The following is a 19047-nucleotide window of genomic DNA, read 5'->3' on the forward strand; positions in this document are numbered from 1 at the left end:
ATCCGTGACAACGCCGAAGGCCCGGCTCCACGCGAGTGATCGCGTGAGCCGGGCCTTCGGTCCGAACGGGTTAGTTACCCTCGAGCTGCGCCTTCAGCGCTGCAAGCGCCTCGTCGTCGGCGAGTGCGCCGGTGGACGCGGAGTCGCTCGAGAAGCTGGACGAGCCCGACGCCGGAGCGTCCGAAGCCGGAGCGGCAGCGATCTCGGCGGCAGAAGCAGCGACCTGCTTCTTGTGCGCCTCCCAGCGCTCCTGGGCAGCTGCGTACTCCAGCTCCCACTTCTCGCGCTGAGACTCGAAGCCTTCCTTCCACTCCTGCGTCTCGGGGTCGAAGCCCTCGGGGTACTTGTACTCACCGTTCTCGTCGTACTCGGTGGTCATACCGTAGAGCGCCGGATCGAACTCGGTGCCCTCGGGATCGACACCCTCGTTGGCCTGCTTGAGGCTCAGCGAGATGCGGCGACGCTCGAGATCGATGTCGATGATCTTGACGAAGACCTCCTGGCCGGCCGACACGACCTGCTCAGCGAGCTCGACGTGCTGACCCGACAGCTCGGAGATGTGCACGAGGCCCTCGATGCCGTCCGCGACGCGCACGAACGCACCGAAGGGGACGAGCTTCGTGACAACACCCGGGGCGATCTGGCCGATCGCGTGGGTGCGTGCGAAGACCTGCCACGGATCCTCCTGGGTCGCCTTCAGCGAGAGCGAGACGCGCTCGCGATCCAGCTCGACCGAGAGCACCTCGACGGTGACTTCCTGGCCGACCTCGACGACGTCGGAGGCGTGCTCGATGTGCTTCCAGCTGAGCTCGGAGACGTGCACGAGGCCGTCCACGCCGCCCAGGTCCACGAACGCACCGAAGTTGACGATCGAGGAGATGACACCCTTGCGCACCTGGCCGGGCTTGAGCTCGGCGAGGAAGGAGGAACGCGTCGCGGACTGCGTCTCCTCGAGCAGCGCGCGGCGCGAGAGCACCACGTTGTTGCGGTTCTTGTCGAGCTCGAGGATCTTGGCCTCGATCTCCTGACCCAGGTACGGGGTGAGATCGCGCACGCGGCGCAGCTCGATGAGCGAAGCGGGGAGGAAGCCGCGGAGTCCGATGTCAACGATGAGGCCACCCTTGACGACCTCGATGACGGTGCCGGTGACGACGCCCTCGTTCTCCTTGATCTTCTCCACATCGCCCCAGGCGCGCTCGTACTGTGCGCGCTTCTTGGACAGGATCAGGCGACCCTCTTTGTCCTCTTTCTGGAGCACGAGTGCCTCGACCGAGTCGCCGACCTTGACGACCTCATCGGGGTCGACGTCGTGCTTGATGGACAGCTCGCGCGAGGGGATGACACCCTCAGTCTTGAACCCGACGTCGAGGAGGACCTCGTCGCGGTCAATCTTCACGACGGTGCCCTCGATGAGGTCTCCGTCGTTGAAGGACTTAATGGTCTTTTCGACCGCTGCAAGGAAGTCATCGGCCGAGCCGATGTCGTTAACCGCAACCTGCTTGCGTTCGGTCGTTGCGTTCGTCATGTAATTGGTCTCCAGAATGGACAAAAAATCAGGTGCGTGCGCGCCGATGTTCGGCCGGGCCGGGGCCCGCGAGTCGCCCACACGTGGACATAGTTGAGTCGCCACAGATGTGACGCTCCAGTCTATCCAGGCGACACGCCCGAAATCAAGCCGAAAATGCGGGTCGCGCGGGGTTCCGGGCCGGCCGAGCCGTGCTGGGCGTGAATGTCGGTGGTGGGTGATTGACTCGATTCATGCCCGCCAGCACTGGCACTCTCGCACCGGATCCCCCGGAGGTCTCCGGTGCGCGATCGGCGCGTGAAGGTGCTAGCGAGTCTGCTGCGGCGGGCTTGATGGCGGATCTTGCCGCGCCGGCGTACGCGATCATGGCCGAGTCGCTCGTGAAGATCCGCGCCCAGATCAACACCCTCCACGCCGCCGAGGCCGCGCTGCTCGTTTTGGGTGACGAGCTCGCTGCCCTGGTTGCGGCGCGGGATGGGCACACGGATCATGGGGAGTTCGAGCATCGTGCGGTCGCGGCGGAGTTCGCGGCCGCCGTGCACGAATCGGACCGGACCATGGCGGGCCGGATCAGCCGGGCACGCACCCTCGTCGAGCACTACCCCACGGTCATGGCTGCACTCACAGCCGGACGCATCTCCCAGGCCCACGCCACGGTGATCGCTGACGCCGGAAGCATCCTCACCGATCCTCAGTCCCGTGCCGGATACGCGGCCGCGGTGCTCGAGGTCGCGGAGACCACGACGGTGGGCCGGTTGCGGCCGGTCGCTCGTGAGTTCGCGGAACGATTCGCAGACCGCACCCTCGACGACCGACACACCGAAGCCCGCGCCTGCCGCATGGTGCGCGTGATCGAACTCGGCGACGGCATGGCCGACCTCACCGCCACCCTTCCCGCGGTGTACGCCTCCGGCATCAAGGACCGACTCACCCAGATGGCCCGTGCCGTGAAACAGCACGAACAGGCACGGGCCGACGAACAAGGCGCTTCTGGCTCGAGTGGTGAGGATGTGGTGCCCGCGGTCCGCTCCATGGACCAGATCCGCGCTGATTTATTCACGGATATGCTCCTCGCCAGCGACCCCAACCACGCCGCCACCAGCGGCCTCACCGGCATCACGGGCATCCAGGCACGGATCCAGGTCATCGTGCCGAAGGAAAGGGTCACGGGCGAAGATGAACCCTCACCCCCGGGCACCAAGTCCGGCGGTCACCGAGCAACAGGCACCCCGCCGGCCACCCTCGCCGGATACGGGCCCATCGACACCGACACCGCGAGACACCTCGCCGGCAACGCCACCCACTGGGAAGAAGTGAAGGTGGATCCCGACACCGGCACCGTGCTCTCCGTCGACACCTACCGACCCAACACGAAACTCAGACAGTTCCTCCGAGCACGAGACCTCCACTGCCGCTTCCCCGGCTGCCACACCCCCACCGCACACTGCGACATCGACCACACGGTCGACGCCGCACACGGCGGACCCACCACCAGCACCAACCTCGCACACCTCTGCCGCAGACACCACACCCTGAAGCACCACAGCCGGTGGACCGTCACCCAAACCCGACACGGCACCCTCACCTGGACCAGCCCCGCTGGCACCGCATACCCCGAGCGAGCACCCAGCACGGTCAGGTTCCGGAGCACGACGGGCCGCGCCACATCGGGAGGAGCAGGGCCGCCAGGGTGACGCGCCCCGAGCGAATCCTGGCCATGAGCACTGGCACTTGCGCCCGCTCTCCACGGCGCCCGCCTTTTAGAGCGCTCGCTCCAAGCAGCACAGCCGATCTCGATCGTCCCACGGATCGACGCCGGTGTAGCCGAGCCTTTCGTACAGGCCGATCGCGTCGGTGCGCCAGTCCCACACCGAGAGCCGCAGTGATGACGCTCCCACCCGCGCCGCGTGCGCGTGCGCCGCCTCGAGAAGTGCGGATGCGACGCCGAGTCCGCGGTGCGCCGGGTCCGTCCAGAGCCGCCTGAGCTCGAGCACTCCGGCGCCCCGCGAGGTGATGACGAGACAACCCACCGCGAGATCCTGGGCGCGTTCAAGATCCTGAGACCGATCAAGATCCCGAGCCAGCTCACGATCCTGATTCACGTCAGGATCCCGAACCCGCGCGATCAGCACCACGTCATCGACGAACACGTGCTGGGGGCCGGTCACCTCCGCGGCGTACCGAACGGGCAGGTGCTCGATCGAAACGACAGAAGTCCCCTTCTCGGACTCCGTCTGCAGGTGATACGCCGCCAGCAGCGCGGCGAGTTCAGAGCGCTGCGACGCACTCCGACGGTCCCAGGGGACGACCGCGATGGCGTCGCGATCCGCGCGTCGCCCCACTAGTGCGCCGCGGCGTTCCAGTTCGCGCCGCGTCCGACCTGCACCTCGAGCGGCACCGTGAGATCTGCGGCGCCCGCCATCTCCTCGCGCACGATCGCCTCGAGCGCGTCCCACTCGCCGGTCGCGACCTCGAACATGAGCTCATCATGAATCTGCAGCAGCATCCGAGACGCCATGTCCGCTTCGCGCATCCGCCGCTCCACGCCGATCATCGCGAACTTGATGATGTCGGCCGCGGAGCCCTGGATCGGGGCGTTCAGCGCTGCCCGCTCGGCGTTCTCGCGCAGGATCCGGTTCGGGCTGGCGAGATCCGGGAACGGACGACGTCGACCGAAGATCGTCTCGGTGAACGTGTCGCGCTTCGCCTGATCCACCACGGATCGCAGGTAGTCCCGCACCCCGCCGAACCGCTCGAAGTAGTCCGTCATGAGCTGCTTCGCCTCGGCGCCGGTGATCCCGAGCTGCTTGGAGAGCCCGAACGCGGACAGGCCGTAGGCGAGCCCGTACGACATGGCCTTGACCTTCGAGCGCATCTCGTTCGTGACCTCGTCGGGGGTGACCCCGAAGATCCGCGCACCGACGAAGCGGTGCAGGTCCTCACCCTGGTTGAAGGCCTCGATGAGTCCGGTGTCACCGGAGAGGTGCGCCATGATCCGCATCTCGATCTGCGAGTAGTCCGCGGTCATCAGCGTCTCGAACTCGGGCGCGTGGTTGAACGCCTCGCGGATCCGACGCCCCTCCTCGGAGCGGACCGGGATGTTCTGCAGGTTCGGATCCGTCGACGCGAGGCGCCCGGTGCTCGAACCGGTCTGCACGAAGGTGGTGTGCACCCGACCGTCGTCCTGCACCGCCTTGATGAGCGTTTCGACCATCTGGCGGAGCTTGTTCGCGTCGCGGTGCGCGAGGAGCGCGTCGAGGAACGGGTGCGGCTTCTTCACCTGGAGCTCCGCGAGCGCCGCGGCGTCGGTCGTGTAGCCGCTCTTCGTCTTGCGCGTCTTCGGCATGTCGAGCTGCTCGAAGAGCACCTCCTGCAGCTGCTTCGGCGAGGAGAGGTTCACCTCGCGATCGATCGCCGCGAACGCCTGCTGCTCGAGATCCAGCACCCGGGCCTTGAGCTCGGCGTCGTGGGCCTGCAGCAGCGGGAGGTCGATCTGGACCCCCCGGTGCTCGAGCGCTGCCAGCACCGGGACGAGCGGGATCTCGATGTCGCGGTAGATGTCCCCCGTGCGCGATGCGAACCGCTCGACCGCCGCCGTGTGCGTCCGAACGGTGTACCAGGCGAGTGTCGCGATATCGGCGACGCTGCCCTCGTCAGGGACGAGCTGATTCGGATCCCCCTCGGGCACCTCCTCGCCGAGATAGCGGAACGCCGCCTCCGCGATGCTCTTCTCGGCGGTCGAGGGCCGGATCAGCCAGCAGGCGACGAGCACGTCGCCGGTGATGCCGCCGATCCGCACGCCGGCCGCGGTCGCGAGCCGGATCTGCTGCTTGGCATCGAAGAAGATCTTCGGTGCGTCTGACGCGAGCCACTCCTCGAACTGGGCGTAGTCCCGACCGCCGACGATCCACTGGAACAGCACGGAGGAGGATGCCGTGGCGATCCCGACCTCGTACCCGGTACCGACCTCGCGGATCAGCACCGCGGGCTCATCGATCTTGCCCAGCCAGTCCCCGAGTTCCTCGTCGATGAGGTTCTTCGCCTCGGGCTTCTCCGGCGCGAGCGGCACGGCGGTCGTGGCGCCGCCCTGGGGCACCTCTGCTCCCGCGAGCTTCGCGACCCGCTGCAGCAGCGTGCGGAACTCGAGCTTCGCGAACACCTGCTGCACGGCCGCGAGGTCGATCTCGCCGCGCTTCAGCTGGTCCAGCTCGAGGTCGAGCTCCACGTCCCGCACCAGGCGGTTGAGCTTGCGGTTGCGGACCGCGAGGTGCGCGTTCTCGCGCAGGCTCTCGCCCACCTTGCCGCCGATCTCGTCCTGACGCCGCAGGATCTCCTCGAGCGACCCGAACTGAGTGATCCACTTCACCGCGGTCTTCTCGCCGACCTTCGGGATGCCGGGCAGATTGTCGCTCGTCTCCCCCACCAGTGCCGCGATCTCGGGGTACTGCTCGGGGCGGATCCCATAGCGCTCCATGACCTTGTCGGCGTCGTAGCGGGTGAGTTCGCTCACACCCTGCTTCGACGGGTAGAGCAGGGTGATGTTGTCGTCGACGAGCTGGATCGTGTCGCGGTCGCCGCTGACGACCAGCACGCGGTATCCTGCCGCGCCGCCCTCGGTCGCGAGCGTCGCCAGGATGTCGTCGGCCTCGAAGTTCTCCTTCTCGATGGTGCGGATCCCCATCGCGTGCAGCGCCTCCTGCAGCAGCGGGATCTGCCCCTTGAACTCGGGCGGGGTCTCGCCGCGCGTGCCCTTGTACTCCGGGTACTCCTCGGTGCGGAACGAGTGCCGGGAGATGTCGAAGGCGACCGCGAGCGCGTCGGGGGACTCGTTGCTCAAGAGGTTGATGAGCATGGCGATGAAGCCGTGGATGGCGTTGGTGTGCTGACCCGTCTGCGTCTGGAAACTGTCCACGGGCAGCGCGTAGAAGGCCCGGAAGGCCAGCGAGTGGCCGTCGATGATCATGAGGGTAGGCTGAGGCGTATTCGACACACGCCCAGCCTACAAGCCGCGGGCCCCGACCGACCCAGAAAGATCTGAACCACGATGACCGATCAGGCCCGCTCGACCGCCCCCGCAGACACATCCGGCATGGACTTCATCGCGGAGCGCGGATTGGGGGCGCTGGCCGATCGCATGGGGATCGTCGTCACCGAGTTCACGGCGGAGCGCGGCGTCGCCACGATGCCGGTCGAGGGCAACACTCAGCCGATCAATCTGCTGCACGGCGGCGCCTACGTGGTGCTCGGCGAGTCGCTCGGATCCATGCACGCGAACTTCCACGCGCCGGAGGGGTTCGTGGCCGTCGGCGTCGACATCAACGCGACGCACACGGGATCGGCGACGACCGGTCTCGTCACCGGCGTGTGCGTGCCGATCAGCCTCGGTCGCACCCTCGCCGTGCACGAGATCGTCGTGACCGACGAGCGGGGTCGGCGGTGCTCCACCGTGCGCATCACCAACTACTTCAAGCGACTGAGCACGTAGCTCCGTCAGGGCGCGCAGCGGCGCGACGCACGAGGGAATGACAGAGGCCCCGGATCCGGCACGCGCGGGATCCGGGGCCTCTGCGGCGTCGCGGGGACTAGTCCTTCTTGGCGCCGAGCTGGTCGATGATGGTCTTCGCCACGTCCTGCATGGTGAGGCGGCGGTCCATCGACGCCTTCTGGATCCAGCGGAACGCCTCGGGCTCGCTGAGACCCATCTTGTCGTTCAGGATGCCCTTGGCGCGGTCTACGAGCTTACGGGTCTCGAAGCGCTCGGCGAGGTCGGAGACCTCACTCTCGAGAGCGACGATCTGCTGGAAGCGGGAGAGTGCGATCTCGATGGCGGGCAGCAGGTCGGCCGGGGTGAAGGGCTTCACCACGTAGGCCAGCGCACCGGCCTCGCTGGCGCGCTCCACGAGCTCGCGCTGGCTGAACGCCGTGAGCAGCACCACGGGTGCCAGGTGGTTCTTGTTGATGCGCTCCGCGGCGGAGATGCCGTCGAGCTGGGGCATCTTGACGTCCATGACCACCACGTCGGGCAGCAGCTCCTCGACGAGACGCACGGCGGTCTCACCGTCGCCGGCCTCGCCGACCACATCAAAGCCGTTGTCGCGGAGGGTCTCCACGATGTCGAGGCGGATCAGGGACTCGTCTTCCGCGACGACAACGCGACGCGGGGCGCTCGGGGCAGTGCTCTGGTCATTCACGAGATCCAGCTTAGCGGCTTTGCCTGGTGAGATGCCCGGACAAGCCGGGATCGGCGACGCGCTGAAGATTCTGCAGCGCCGAAGCTGCGATATGGTGGTCTCCGGACCTCGCTCGAGCCCCGTTCACGGGTGCACCGCGCGGTCCGCACAAGTGAAGATCGGCCGGATTGGCGGAATTGGCAGACGCGGCGCACTCAAAATGCGTTGTCGAAAGACGTAAGGGTTCAAGTCCCTTATCCGGCACCATCACCTGGGTCCCTGTCGTCCCTCGGGACGGACTCGCGGGCACCGTGGAGCTCGTAGAACTCGCAGCGTCAGTCGACGTGCAGCGCCCTCGCTCGAAGGAGCGAGACGGGAATGTGCCCACTCGCGAGCACCACCGCAGCGACCGTGATCCACGGGTTGCTGAGCAGCATCGCGCACGACAGGAATGCGGCGACCGGCAGGATCGCCATCGGCACCGGGATTCCCCGCACCGGCCCGAACAGCGCGGCGGGCGTCCGAAGCCGCGCGTACCGTCCCCACAGCAGCCAGTACCCGAACACCGAGACCACAAGCGGGGCGCTCCAGCCGAGCAGAATCGGACCTGCCGTGGTCGTTGCCGGCACCACCATACAGAGCGCTTGCCCGGCGCGCTCCGTCCAGGCGAGCGGGCGCGGTGCGAAGACCCGTGGAAGCGACGGGTGGGGTGGCCAGATGAGCAGCAGAAGATTCGGCGCGAGCACGGCGACGCTCACCGCGAGGCCGAGGATCGAGAATCCCACGCCTACCCCGCGAAGAGGCGGCCGAGTCGGGCCGCGAGGAGCCCCACCGATACCAGCACCTGCAGGTACGACAGCACCAGACCCACGATCGCCGCCCACCGAAGCGGCCCGGACCGCGCCACGGCTCGATGACCGATGTAGAGGGCAACCGCGCCGATCCCGATACTGATGAGGTATCCGGGTACGCCCGACGGTCCGGTGAACAGCACCCCGAGGGCGAGCAGCCCGGCGACGAGCGCCGTTCCGTGCAGGGCGCGGTGGGTCGAGGGTTCAGAACCGGGGCCGGACTGCGGGGCGCTCATGCCCGAAGTGTATCGGCTGCGTCGGATTTTACTTGCGCTTGTTGCGCGCGTTGACCCAGAGGGCGATGCCCACGACGACACCCGCGGCGGCGAAGATGGACCAGGAGATGATTGCTGCGGTGACCACCGGGCCACCGTATCAGGGTTTCGAGGCGCTTCCCTCGCGCTGCAGCAGGGCACGGACACCGGTGCGAGCGAGCATCAGCGTGACGACCAGCAGGGTGACCGAGAAGAATCCGCCGAGCACCACCGCGTCACCGAGCACGAGGTCGGTGAGCCACAGGATCAGCGCTTTGCTTCCGGCTGCCACGATGATCAGGCCGATCGCCGCTCCGATACGCACCGTCGGTCGCTCCGCATCCCTGATGCGCGCGATCAGCTGAGTCTTCCCGGCGACGGCAACCTCGAGCACGACCTTGAAGAGCACCGCGGTCACGAGGGACGCGAGGAACGACTCGCTGATCACCGCGGGGAACAGCTGGGTGAACGTGCCGAGCACCACGAGGTACACCAGCACATCGACCAGGTCCAGCGGGGTCGGGCGGTGCATGAGGAGAGTTCGCCACGCTCTATGCGGTGGCATTCGCCTCGAGCACCGCGGCGAGCGCGGCATCGCCGAACCCCTCATATCCCGTCGACGAGAAATTTGCGATCCAAATGGTGCCCTGGAAGATGTACCACCGGTACAGCGGGGCGATCCCCTCCGTCGAATGATGCGCGTATATGGTCGACTCACCGACCACCGTCCGGGTGAACGCAGAATCGGCGAGTGCGGTCTCGAGCGACGCCCTCTCCGCGTCGGAGAGTTCGGCCACCAAGACCTGGTCGACGATGCCGCTGTCCTTGATCCCCCAGCCGCAGATCTCCGATTGCGCGGCCTGGGTGAACGCATCACCGGCGACCGGTCCGAAACCGTACTCCAGCAGAAACGGCAGACCCTCGGAGATGTCGGGCAATGAGACATAGCCCGGATCCGAGGTGAGTGCCTGCACCTCGGCATCTGAGATCAACTCCGCGCAGTCGGGAAGGACGAACGAGGAGACGCCGTCAGTGCCCGGTGCCGGAGTCGGCGATGACGACGACGGTGACGGGGTCACTGAAGGTCGAGGCGTCGCGGCCTCCGTCGAGGACGGTGCCGCGGGGGCGCACGCCGTGAGCACCACAACCGCGACGACGGTGACGAGCCCCCACCCCACCCGGGTGGCACGAGGACGGCTGCGGTGCATCATGGCCACATCGTAGCGTTCCGCTCGTCCGAGCGCGAGGCCCTCGCACGTTGCCTGGCAGACCCGTCAGACTCTTGGAATCACGGTCCGTCTGGCCGTACGCTGAAGTCACCGATTTGCAGATCCCGAACCGAGGAGGAGCACCATGAACGCATCGAACCCCGACGCGCACGTGCCGCACGGCGAGTCCGCTCACGAGGCCGCCAACGGCGAGGGAACGATCTCCCACTCGCGGCACGGCGAAACGCTCGATCACCCCGTCCTCGACGGATCCACCGAGTCCTACGCCGCGGAGGCGGAGGAGCAGAATCCCCGTCGCGGCATGGAGGATCCGGGTCTGATCCGCCACCCGGAGACGGGCGAGAAGACCCCGACGCCGAACGAAGAGGCGTAGCGCCCTTCTTCGGCACTTCCCCCGGGCTACTCCCTCGCGCCGAACCCGCCTGACAGACGCGAGTGGAGCGCGGACGTGCGATCGTTCATGCCGACGATCTCCACGGTCGCGCCCCGTTGCGCATACTTCGTCTCGATCGCGTCGAGCGCCGCGACGGACGACGCGTCCCAGATGTGCGACGCGGACATATCGATGACAATCCGCTCGGGATCCCGACCGTACTCGAACAGGGTCGTGAGATCGTTGCTCGACGCGAAGAACAGCTCGCCGCGCACGGCGTAGCGCACCCCGGGCATCCCGTCGTCTGTGAACTCCGTCCGGTCGACCACCACGACGTGCGCCACGCGGCGCACGAACAGCACCGAGGCGACCAGTACGCCCGCGATCACGCCGATCGCGAGGTTGTGGGTGAGCACCACCACGAGCACCGTGGTGATCATCACGCCCGTCTCGCTCTTCGGCATGCGACGGAGCGTGCTCGGCGCGATGCTGTGCCAGTCGAACGCGGCGACCGACACCATGATCATCACCGCCACGAGCGCGGCCATGGGAATGATGCTCACGACGTCGCCGAGCGCCACGACGAGCACGAGCAGGAACACCCCCGCGAGAAAGGTCGAGACCCGGGTTCGCGCGCCGGACACCTTGACGTTCATCATGGTCTGCCCGATGACGGCGCATCCGCCCATGCCGCCGAAGAATCCGGACAGCATATTGGCGACGCCCTGCGCCCAAGACTCGCGAGTCTTGTTCGAGTGCGTGTCCGTGATCTCGTCAACGAGCTTCGCCGTGAGCAGCGATTCCATGAGACCCACGACCGCGACCGCGAGTGCGTAGGGGCCGATGATGGTCAGCGTCTCCCAGGTGAGCGGAACGCCGGGGACGAAGAGCTCCGGCAGGCTGCGCGGCAGCTCTCCCTGGTCGCCCACCGTCGGCACGTGGATCGCGAACATCACGGCCGCCGTCGTGATCACGATGACGGAGATCAGCGGCGCCGGGATCGCCCGGGTGATCCGCGGCATCAGGATGATGACGAGGATCCCCGCCGCGACGAGCGGGTAGACGAGCCAGGGCACGCCGATGAGGTGCGGCACCTGCGCGATGAACACGAGGATCGCGAGGGAGTTGACGAACCCGACCATCACGCTGCGCGGAATGAAGCGCATGAGCTTGGCGACCCCGAGCAGGGCGAGCGCGATCTGGATGACGCCGGCGAGGATGATCGTCGCGATCAGATAGTCGAGGCCGTAGGCGGGGGCGATCGGGGCGACCACGAGCGCGACCGCCCCGGTCGCCGCGGTGATCATCGCGGGCCTGCCGCCCAGGAACGCGATGGCCACCGCCATGATGAAGGAGGAGAACAGTCCGATCTTCGGGTCGACCCCCGCGATGATGGAGAACGAGATGGCCTCGGGGATCAGCGCGAGCCCCACGACCAGCCCGGCGAGCGCCTCCCGGGTGAGCAGCCGCGGCGAGCGCAGCACCTGCCCCACGGTGGGCTGGGGCCGGTACCGCGCGGGCGCGTCAGTCGGTGTGGCTCCTTGGGTCATGCGCTGTCTCCGATGTACTCGATCCTGACCCGATCCCGGGTTCCGCGGACGGTGGCGTCGCCGCGGCAGCGGCCCGTGCAGCGGCGGGCAGCACGTCGGCGATGCGCTGGAGCGCCTCGTCGTCGTGCGCCGCGGTGACGAACCACGCCTCGAAGGCGCTGGGCGGAAGGTTCACTCCGCCGTCGAGCATCGTGTGGAAGAACGCCCGGTGGCGCCACGTCTCCTGCCGCTGCACCTCAGTGTACCCGGTGGGGGCATCCGGGTACTCGCCGAAGAGCACGCTGAACAGGGTGCCCGCCGACTGCACGCGGTGCGGCACGCCCGCCCGGGTGAGCGCCTCGGCGACGGCGCCGCGCAGCGCACTCGCCGCGGTGTCGAGCCGGGCGTACGCGGCAGCATCCGCGTGGCGCAGGGTGGTGAGCCCGGCCGCCACGGCCACCGGATTGCCCGAGAGCGTGCCGGCCTGGTACACCGGGCCGAGCGGCGCGAGGAGCTCCATGAGCTCCCGGCGACCGCCGACGGCGGCGAGCGGCAGGCCGCCGCCGACGACCTTGCCGAAGGTCAGGAGATCCGGTGCAGCACCGTCGGGCACCTGCGACTGCTCCAGTCCCCAGTACCCGGACGGCCCCGCGCGGAACCCGGTGAGCACCTCGTCGAGGATCACCAGGGCACCATGCCGGTGCGCGACGTCGATCATGGCTGCCGTGAACCCGGGGGCCGGGGCAGTACGCCCATGTTCGCCGCGGCCGCCTCGGCGATCACCGCCGCGATGCGATCGCCGTGGGCCGCGAACGCCGCCTCCAGCGCCGGGACGTCGTTGTAGGGCAGCACGAGGGTCTGCGCGGCCGTCTCGGCGGTGACGCCGGCCGAGCCCGGCATCGCGAGGGTGGCGAGTCCGGATCCCGCCTCGGCGAGCAGCCCGTCGGAGTGGCCGTGGTAGTGCCCGGCGAACTTGATGAGGAGCGGACGCCCGGTGGCGCCACGGGCGATGCGGATCGCGGTCATGGTCGCTTCCGTGCCCGTCGACACGAGCCGAACGCGTTCAACTGCGGGCACCCGGGCGATGATCTCCTCGGCGAGCTCCGCCTCCTGCGGCACGGAGGCGCCGAACCCGAGGCCCCGGGCGGCGGCAGCCTGCACGGCCTCGACGACCGCCGGGTGCGCATGGCCGAGGAGCGCGGGGCCCCACGACGCGACGAGATCGACGTACTCGGCACCGTCGACGTCGGTGACCATCGCACCTCGACCGGACACGAGGAACCGCGGAGTCCCCCCGACGGAGCCGAACGCGCGCACCGGTGAGTTCACCCCGCCGGGGATCACCCGGCCGGCCCGCTCAGCGAATCCGGCGCTACGCGCGGTGGTGATGCGGCCTGCGATTTCGGCGCTCAACGGAGCCACCCCGCAATCTCGACGGCGAAATAGCTGAGGACGGCATCGGCCCCCGCGCGGCGGATACTGATGACGCTCTCCTCGATCGCCCGCTGCCGGTCGATCCACCCGTTCGCGGCGGCGGCCTCGATCATCGCAGCCTCACCGGAGACCTGGTAGGCCCAGACCGGCACGGGGCTCTCGGCGGCGACGTCCGCGAGCACGTCCAGGTACGACATCGCCGGCTTCACCATGAGCACGTCGGCGCCCTCGGCGAGGTCGAGCCGGGCCTCGTAGCGGCCCTCGCGACGGTTCGCCGGATCCTGCTGGTAGCTCCGTCGATCCCCCGTGAGCTGCGAGTCGACGGCCTCGCGGAACGGACCGTAGAACGCCGACGCGTACTTGGCGGCGTAGGCGAGAATCGCGGTGTCGGTGTGCCCCGCGGCGTCCAGGGTCTCACGCACCGCGGCGACCTGACCGTCCATCATGCCGGAGAGCCCCAGCAGCGCCGATCCCGCTTCCGCCTGCGCGATCGCCATCGCGCGGTAGCGCTCGAGCGTCGCGTCGTTGTCGACGGCACCGCGCTGATCCAGCACCCCGCAGTGGCCGTGATCCGTGAACTCGTCGAGGCAGAGATCGGTCTGCACGACGAGCGCGTCGCCCACCTCTTCCGCGACCGCACGAGTAGCGACGTTGAGGATCCCCTCCGGGTCGTCCGCGGCGCTGCCGACCGCGTCGCGCACCTGGGGCACTCCGAAGAGCATCACACCCCCGATGCCCGCTTCGGCGGCCTCCACCGCAGCTCGGCGCAGCGAATCCACCGTGTGCTGCTGCACGCCCGGCATGGAGGCGATCGGGCGGGGCTCCGCGAGCCCCTCGCGCACGAACATCGGCAGGATGAGCTGGCGCGCGTGCACGTGCGTCTCCGCAACGAGGCGGCGCATCGCCGGGGTCGCGCGCAGCCGCCGTGGGCGAGCGTGCGGAGTGCTGGGGAGCGGCGTGGGGATCATGTCTGCGGTCCTTCGGTGGGGGTCGTTCGGAGGTCTGGGAGGGACGCACCCAGTGCGTCCAGGAGTCCGGGGATGGTGTGGGTCGGCGCGACGACATCGGCGTGCAGGCCGAGCCGGTCGAGCTCTCGGGCCGAGGGATCGCCGATCGCCGCGAGCATGACGCCGCTCGGCAGCGGCTGCAAGTGCTCCGCGACGGCGCGCGCGGCTGAGGCGCTCGTGATCAGGATCACCTCGCGTGCTGCCGCAGCGCCGCCCGGGGTGGCGTCGGAGCCGCCGAACGGGTCCGCCCCGGGAGCCACGATCGCGGTTCGATAGGCGGTGACCCGATGCACGCGGTGCCCTGCTCGTTCGAGGGCGCGCTCCAGGGTGTCGTCCGCGAGCTCCGAGATCGGGAGCAGCACGTCGAGCGGAGCCTCTCCTCGCAGCGCCTCGGCGAGTCCACTCGCGGAGAAGACCGACTCAGGCAGCACGTCGATCGCGAAGCCGCGCCGCCGCAGTGCCGCCGCCGTCGCCGGGCCCACGGCCGCGACGCGGCCGCCCGATCTCGGCTGTCCCCCGGCATCGGCGAACGCTTCGGCACCGTTCGCGCTCGTCACCACGAGGAGGTCGTGCTCGCCCCGGTTCCAGGCCTCGGCCGCCGCTCCGAGCGGCTCGGGATCCGCGGGCGCGATCCGGAGCAGCTCGGTCATCCGGGCGACACCGCCGCGCTCGCGAATCCGGGCGGCGACCGAGGCGCCCCATGGCCCCCCGCGCAGCACATGCACGCGCGTGCCCGCGAGCGACTGGTCCCCGAGGGCCGCGGTCACGCGCCGCTCCGGGGAGGTCCGAGTGGTGCGAGCTCGGCCGCGCCCTGCGCCAACAGTGTTCCGGCGACTCGCGCACCGAGTGATTCACCGACGGCCTGCAGTGCCTGCGCTTCGGGGCTCAGGGGGCGCGGCGTGGGGCCGGGCGTCAGCGGCGCGGACGGCACCGGCGCGGACTCCGTGACCACGAGCTGGTCGCTGCCATCGAGGCGGTACACGGCGGCCGTGAGGTGCAGCGCCCCACCTTCGATCCTCGCCCAAGCCCCGATCGGTGCCGCGCACCCGGCCTCGAGGGTGCCGAGCAGCGTCCGTTCCGCGACGGCGCAGGCACGGGTCTCCGGATCGTCGAGCGCCCCGAGCGCCGACGCCATGATCGGCTCGTCGAGCGCCGCGGTCCGCACCTCCACCGCCAGCGCTCCCTGCCCGGGTGCCGTCGGCACCGCATCCAGGGGAAAGCGCTCGCTGATGGCCGAAGAGCGCCCGATCCGGTCCAGGCCCGCGGCCGCGAGCACCACGGCGTCGAGGTCGACGCCGACGCGACCGAGACGGGTATCGACGTTGCCGCGCAGGTCGCGCACGTCGAGATCCGGCCGGCGGGACCGCAGCTGCGCAGCGCGACGCGGCGATCCGGTGCCGACCCGCGCGCCCGGGGGCAGCGTGTCGAGCCCCCAGTCGTCACGGGCGCACAGCGCGTCGCGCGCGTCCGCCCGCTCGGGGATCGCGCCGATCACGATGCCCGGGCACGGCCCGGTCGGCAGATCCTTGAGCGAGTGCACCGCGACGTCGCACCGCCCCTCGAGCAGGGCATCGCGCAGCGCGCTCACGAACACCCCGGTCCCGCCGAGCTGCGCAAGCGGGGCGCGGGAGACGTCGCCGTGCGTGGTCACCGTGATGAGCGCGACGTCGGCCCCGGTGGCCGCCGCGATCGCGTGCGCGACCGTCGTCGTCTGCGTCAGGGCCAGCGCGCTGCCGCGGGTGCCGATCCGGATCAGGCCCGGTCGGGCATCCATCGGGCCGTCGGCGCGGAAAACGCGGCCCGGCTGATCGGTGGGGGGCACGGAGGCTAGCATAGCTGGTTCGTCCTTCGGGAGTTCATTCGGGCTGTCGGGATCGGTCGGGCTGTGGTGTTCGGGCTGAGTGAGCTGCAGGGCCGCCGCGAGTTCTCGAGCGGCCCGCTCGGCGTCGGTGATCACGGACGCGAGCCCGGTGCCCGACACCCAGTCCCCGATCGGCACGATCGTGGACGGTGCCGCGAGGCCCGAGGGAGCATCCGGCGCGCTCATCGCCCACCGCGCCCGGCGCATCGCGATCACGCCGGATGGGACGAGTGGAACGCCGAGGATCCGCTCGGCATCGGCGCGGGCGAGCTCCTGCACGGCGGCATCATCGAGCCCCGTGGTGGCCGGTACGTCGCCCACCCGGCCGTAGGAGAGGCGCAGCACGTGACGCCCCGGTCCGGCCTCGCGTGCGCGCTCGGGCCACTTCGCGGTGACGTGCGTCAGCGCCTTCGCGACGATCCGGCTGTCGGCGTCGGGGGCGACGAGCACCCCGGTGCCGCGCGGTGCGGCGTCGAGCCGCGGCTCGTCGAGCACGAGCACGACCACCTCGACGTCGCCGACCCCGGTCTCGACCTCGGTTTCTGCCTCGGTGTCTCCGGGCCCGGGCGAGGCGAGCTCCGTGGACCACAGCCGCACTGCGGTGGTGCGGGGCACCGCCAGCACGACCGCGTCGGCGGAGGCGAGCTCCGTTCCGGCCGCATCGACGAGGACGTAGGCGGCCGTCGTGGGTGCGGCGGTCGCGGATGCGGCCGGCGTCTCCGGCAGCACCCGGTCGACGGCGACGCCCGTGTGGCACGTGACTCCGAGTGCACGCGCCCGGTCGAGCAGCTGGTCGATAAGCACCCCCATGCCACCGCGGAGGCCCGCGACGGCGCCGCCCGCGGAGACGGTGCTCGCGCGCACTGCGCGTGCCGCGTGCAGCAGCGAGCCGCGCTCCTCGTAGGCGGCGGCAAGGGCCGGCATGGCCGAGTGCGGCATGTCCTCGGGCGCGGTGGAATAGACCCCGAGGGTCACCGGGCGCACGACCCGATCGAGCACCGCGGTGCCGAGCCGGGAGCGCACGAGCGATCCGAGCGAGGTCGCGTTCCGTCCGACCCGCCGCGGCAGGAGCGGCTCGCACGCGGCACGCACCGCACCGCGCACCCCGAGGAGACGCACCGCCCCGCGCGAGAGCGGGTGGCTCGGGATCCCGAGCGTTCCCCCACCGGGCAGCGGCACGGCGCGGCCGACGGCGATGACCCAGGAGCCGATCGTGGCCGGGTACACGACCTCCGAGCCGAGCCCGATGCGCTCCAGGAAGTCGACGACGGTGCCGTTCCGCGTCGCGAACGCCTCCGCGCCCGTGTCGAGGGTGATGCCGGCGAGGCGGACTCGGGAGACTCGGCCGCCGAGCTCGGCACTGCGGTCGAAGAGCGAGACCCGGATGCCGCGCTCGGCGAGCGTGAGCGCGGCGACGAGTCCGGACACCCCGCCTCCGACGACCGCCACGTGCGGCCGTGCGCCGGCAGCGCGGTGCGACATGGCGGCTCGAACGTCGGTCATTGCTGTGGGATCAGGCGCGGTGCGCGTGCGCGAACTCGACGATGCGGGTCAGCACCGTGGGATCGGCCTCCGGCGGCACGCCGTGCCCGAGGTTGAGCACGTGCCCGGGGGCCCGACGTCCGCGCGCCAGCACGTCACGGAGATGCGTCTCCAGCACGGCCTGGGGCGCGTCGAGATATGCCGGGTTGATGTTGCCCTGCAGCGGCAGCACGTCGCCGAGCAGCCGGCTCGCCTCATCGAGCGGAGTGCGCCAGTCGACCCCGAGCGCGCTGACACCGACGGCGGCGAGCTCCTCGAGCAGGTGGCCTGAGCCCACCGCGAAGTGGATGATCGGGACCCGACGATCGAGCGAGGTGTATCCCTCGAGCTCGGTGTCACGGTAGCGGTAGGGACGCACGGCGTCGAGCGTGCGCCGAGAGGCCGGAGCGACGTGCGTGCGGTAGTCCTCCGCGCCGAGCGATCCCGCCCAGGAATCGAAGAGCTGCACCGCGCTCGCGCCCGCCTCCACCTGCGCCTGCAGGAACACACCGCTGAGGTCGGCGGTCCACTCGAGCAGCTCGCGCCAGGTCTCGGGATCCGAGTGCATGAGCGAGCGGGCGCGCAGATGGTCGCGCGAAGGCCCGCCCTCGACGAGGTATGCGGCCAGGGTGAACGGCGCGCCCGCGAAACCGATGAGCGGGGTGGATCCCAGCTCGGCGGTGGTGAGCGCAACCGCGTCGCGGATGGGATCGAGTGCCGCACGCAGCCGCTCGGGAGTGAACTCGGCGCGGCAGCGCACGACGTCCTCGCGCGACCGGATCGGCTGGGCGAACACCGGTCCCCGGCCCGGGACGATGTCGACGTCGACGCCTACGAGCGAGAGCGGCACGACGATGTCGCTGAAGAACACCGCGGCGTCGACGCCGTGCCGCCGCAAGGGCTGCAGGGTGATCTCGCTGGCCAGCTCGGGGGTCGCGCAGGCCTCGAGCATCCGAGTGCCCGACCGCAGCTCGCGGTACTCGGGAAGCGAGCGCCCGGCCTGGCGCATGAACCACACAGGCGTGTGCTCGGGGCGGTATCCTTGAAGCGCACGGACGAGAGCGGAGTCGCTCGTCAGCCCGGCGCTGAGTGGGTGACCGGCGCCGAGCGATTGCCCTTCGCGCGGCGAGGAAGCGGCGGTGGGCGCGGGGGAAACGGTGAGAGTATGCATCACCTGGGATGGTAGTCGACACATCTGATCTAATTCATCAGATCTGCCACATCTGATGTAGTAGAGTACCTCCCGCAACGTCTTTTCGCCACGACCACGGCTGTGAACTCTCGAAGATCCTT

General features: G+C 69.6%; 16 protein-coding genes, 1 tRNA gene and 1 pseudogene. 4 read left to right on the top strand and 14 right to left on the bottom strand.

The annotated features are described in order from the left end of the window. Positions 1–70 precede the first annotated feature (70 nt). Positions 71–1525, bottom strand: coding sequence for a 30S ribosomal protein S1 (gene rpsA, locus MUN76_RS03475; protein ID WP_244687182.1), 1455 nt, complete (start codon positions 1523–1525; stop codon positions 71–73). Between the two features lie 332 nt (positions 1526–1857). Here rpsA and MUN76_RS03480 point away from each other — a divergent pair, with 332 nt between their 5' ends. Then, positions 1858–3219 carry an HNH endonuclease signature motif containing protein gene (locus MUN76_RS03480; protein ID WP_244687184.1) on the top strand — a complete coding sequence of 454 codons (1362 nt, stop codon included), beginning with the start codon at positions 1858–1860 and terminating at the stop codon, positions 3217–3219. Between the two features lie 66 nt (positions 3220–3285). Here MUN76_RS03480 and MUN76_RS03485 read toward each other — a convergent pair whose 3' ends face one another. After that, positions 3286–3867: a GNAT family N-acetyltransferase gene (locus MUN76_RS03485; protein ID WP_244687185.1), complete on the bottom strand. Its 582-nt coding sequence runs from the start codon at positions 3865–3867 to the stop codon at positions 3286–3288. Beyond that, positions 3867–6488 (bottom strand): DNA polymerase I, encoded by a 2622-nt coding sequence (gene polA, locus MUN76_RS03490; RefSeq protein ID WP_244688645.1) that lies wholly within the window; start codon positions 6486–6488, stop codon positions 3867–3869. Before polA ends, MUN76_RS03485 begins: the two co-directional genes overlap by 1 nt. An 81-nt stretch (positions 6489–6569) precedes the next feature. Here polA and MUN76_RS03495 point away from each other — a divergent pair, with 81 nt between their 5' ends. Then, the gene (locus MUN76_RS03495; RefSeq protein WP_244687187.1) at positions 6570–7010 is read left to right on the top strand and encodes a hotdog fold thioesterase; all 441 of its coding nucleotides are present in this window, start codon (positions 6570–6572) and stop codon (positions 7008–7010) included. Between the two features lie 97 nt (positions 7011–7107). Here MUN76_RS03495 and MUN76_RS03500 read toward each other — a convergent pair whose 3' ends face one another. Next, complete coding sequence (locus tag MUN76_RS03500) at positions 7108–7716, bottom strand: ANTAR domain-containing response regulator (RefSeq protein WP_244687189.1); 609 nt, start codon at positions 7714–7716, stop codon at positions 7108–7110. A gap of 161 nt (positions 7717–7877) precedes the next feature. Between MUN76_RS03500 and MUN76_RS03505 the strand changes: the two genes are divergently transcribed. Further along, a tRNA-Leu gene (locus MUN76_RS03505) sits at positions 7878–7962 on the top strand. Positions 7963–8030: 68 nt separating this feature from the next. Here the strand turns inward: MUN76_RS03505 and MUN76_RS03510 are convergent. The 4 genes from MUN76_RS03510 to MUN76_RS03525 form a co-directional block, all read right to left on the bottom strand. Beyond that, positions 8031–8480, bottom strand: a complete 450-nt coding sequence (locus MUN76_RS03510) for a hypothetical protein (RefSeq protein WP_244687191.1) — start codon at positions 8478–8480, stop codon at positions 8031–8033. 2 nt (positions 8481–8482) lie between these two features. Further along, positions 8483–8782, bottom strand: coding sequence for a hypothetical protein (locus MUN76_RS03515; protein ID WP_244687193.1), 300 nt, complete (start codon positions 8780–8782; stop codon positions 8483–8485). A 139-nt stretch (positions 8783–8921) separates the two neighbouring features. Next, a complete protein-coding gene (locus MUN76_RS03520) occupies positions 8922–9332 on the bottom strand; it encodes a hypothetical protein (protein WP_244687195.1) in 411 nt (136 codons plus the stop codon). A 19-nt stretch (positions 9333–9351) separates the two neighbouring features. Then, positions 9352–10011, bottom strand: coding sequence for a hypothetical protein (locus MUN76_RS03525; RefSeq protein ID WP_244687197.1), 660 nt, complete (start codon positions 10009–10011; stop codon positions 9352–9354). A 142-nt stretch (positions 10012–10153) separates the two neighbouring features. On the opposite strand from MUN76_RS03525, the gene MUN76_RS03530 reads away from it, so the two are divergent. Continuing rightward, positions 10154–10402, top strand: coding sequence for a hypothetical protein (locus MUN76_RS03530; RefSeq protein WP_244687199.1), 249 nt, complete (start codon positions 10154–10156; stop codon positions 10400–10402). A 26-nt stretch (positions 10403–10428) separates the two neighbouring features. Here the strand turns inward: MUN76_RS03530 and MUN76_RS03535 are convergent, their stop codons facing one another. From MUN76_RS03535 to hemE, 6 genes and pseudogenes are all read right to left on the bottom strand, one after another. Continuing rightward, entirely contained in the window at positions 10429–11952 is a 1524-nt protein-coding gene (locus MUN76_RS03535) for a SulP family inorganic anion transporter (protein WP_244687201.1), read from the bottom strand. Then, positions 11927–13320, bottom strand: a pseudogene (locus MUN76_RS03540) (glutamate-1-semialdehyde 2,1-aminomutase). The gene MUN76_RS03535 and the pseudogene MUN76_RS03540 overlap by 26 nt, the downstream one beginning before the upstream one ends. A gap of 20 nt (positions 13321–13340) precedes the next feature. Further along, a complete protein-coding gene (hemB, locus tag MUN76_RS03545) occupies positions 13341–14333 on the bottom strand; it encodes a porphobilinogen synthase (protein ID WP_256451804.1) in 993 nt (330 codons plus the stop codon). Next, positions 14330–15139: a uroporphyrinogen-III synthase gene (locus tag MUN76_RS03550; protein ID WP_244687202.1), complete on the bottom strand. Its 810-nt coding sequence runs from the start codon at positions 15137–15139 to the stop codon at positions 14330–14332. Before MUN76_RS03550 ends, hemB begins: the two co-directional genes overlap by 4 nt. Beyond that, the gene (hemC, locus tag MUN76_RS15600; RefSeq protein ID WP_429953108.1) at positions 15136–17736 is read right to left on the bottom strand and encodes a hydroxymethylbilane synthase; all 2601 of its coding nucleotides are present in this window, start codon (positions 17734–17736) and stop codon (positions 15136–15138) included. Before hemC ends, MUN76_RS03550 begins: the two co-directional genes overlap by 4 nt. Before the next feature lie 10 nt (positions 17737–17746). After that, a complete protein-coding gene (gene hemE / locus MUN76_RS03565) occupies positions 17747–18925 on the bottom strand; it encodes a uroporphyrinogen decarboxylase (RefSeq protein WP_244687204.1) in 1179 nt (392 codons plus the stop codon). Positions 18926–19047 lie beyond the last annotated feature (122 nt).

Origin of the sequence: Leucobacter rhizosphaerae, from assembly GCF_022919175.1 — a bacterium.
Lineage (GTDB): Bacteria > Actinomycetota > Actinomycetes > Actinomycetales > Microbacteriaceae > Leucobacter > Leucobacter rhizosphaerae.

What these genes read in the sequence shown, in the direction of transcription:
- polA (WP_244688645.1), bottom strand. Translation starts at nt 6,488, where the DNA reads ATGATCATCGACGGCCACTCGCTGGCCTTCCGGGCCTTCTACGCGCTG.
- MUN76_RS03480 (WP_244687184.1), top strand. Translation starts at nt 1,858, where the DNA reads ATGGCGGATCTTGCCGCGCCGGCGTACGCGATCATGGCCGAGTCGCTC.
- MUN76_RS03515 (WP_244687193.1), bottom strand. Translation starts at nt 8,782, where the DNA reads ATGAGCGCCCCGCAGTCCGGCCCCGGTTCTGAACCCTCGACCCACCGC.
- MUN76_RS03525 (WP_244687197.1), bottom strand. Translation starts at nt 10,011, where the DNA reads ATGATGCACCGCAGCCGTCCTCGTGCCACCCGGGTGGGGTGGGGGCTC.
- hemB (WP_256451804.1), bottom strand. Translation starts at nt 14,333, where the DNA reads ATGATCCCCACGCCGCTCCCCAGCACTCCGCACGCTCGCCCACGGCGG.
- MUN76_RS03530 (WP_244687199.1), top strand. Translation starts at nt 10,154, where the DNA reads ATGAACGCATCGAACCCCGACGCGCACGTGCCGCACGGCGAGTCCGCT.
- hemC (WP_429953108.1), bottom strand. Translation starts at nt 17,736, where the DNA reads ATGACCGACGTTCGAGCCGCCATGTCGCACCGCGCTGCCGGCGCACGG.
- hemE (WP_244687204.1), bottom strand. Translation starts at nt 18,925, where the DNA reads ATGCATACTCTCACCGTTTCCCCCGCGCCCACCGCCGCTTCCTCGCCG.
- MUN76_RS03495 (WP_244687187.1), top strand. Translation starts at nt 6,570, where the DNA reads ATGACCGATCAGGCCCGCTCGACCGCCCCCGCAGACACATCCGGCATG.
- MUN76_RS03535 (WP_244687201.1), bottom strand. Translation starts at nt 11,952, where the DNA reads ATGACCCAAGGAGCCACACCGACTGACGCGCCCGCGCGGTACCGGCCC.
- MUN76_RS03520 (WP_244687195.1), bottom strand. Translation starts at nt 9,332, where the DNA reads ATGCACCGCCCGACCCCGCTGGACCTGGTCGATGTGCTGGTGTACCTC.
- rpsA (WP_244687182.1), bottom strand. Translation starts at nt 1,525, where the DNA reads ATGACGAACGCAACGACCGAACGCAAGCAGGTTGCGGTTAACGACATC.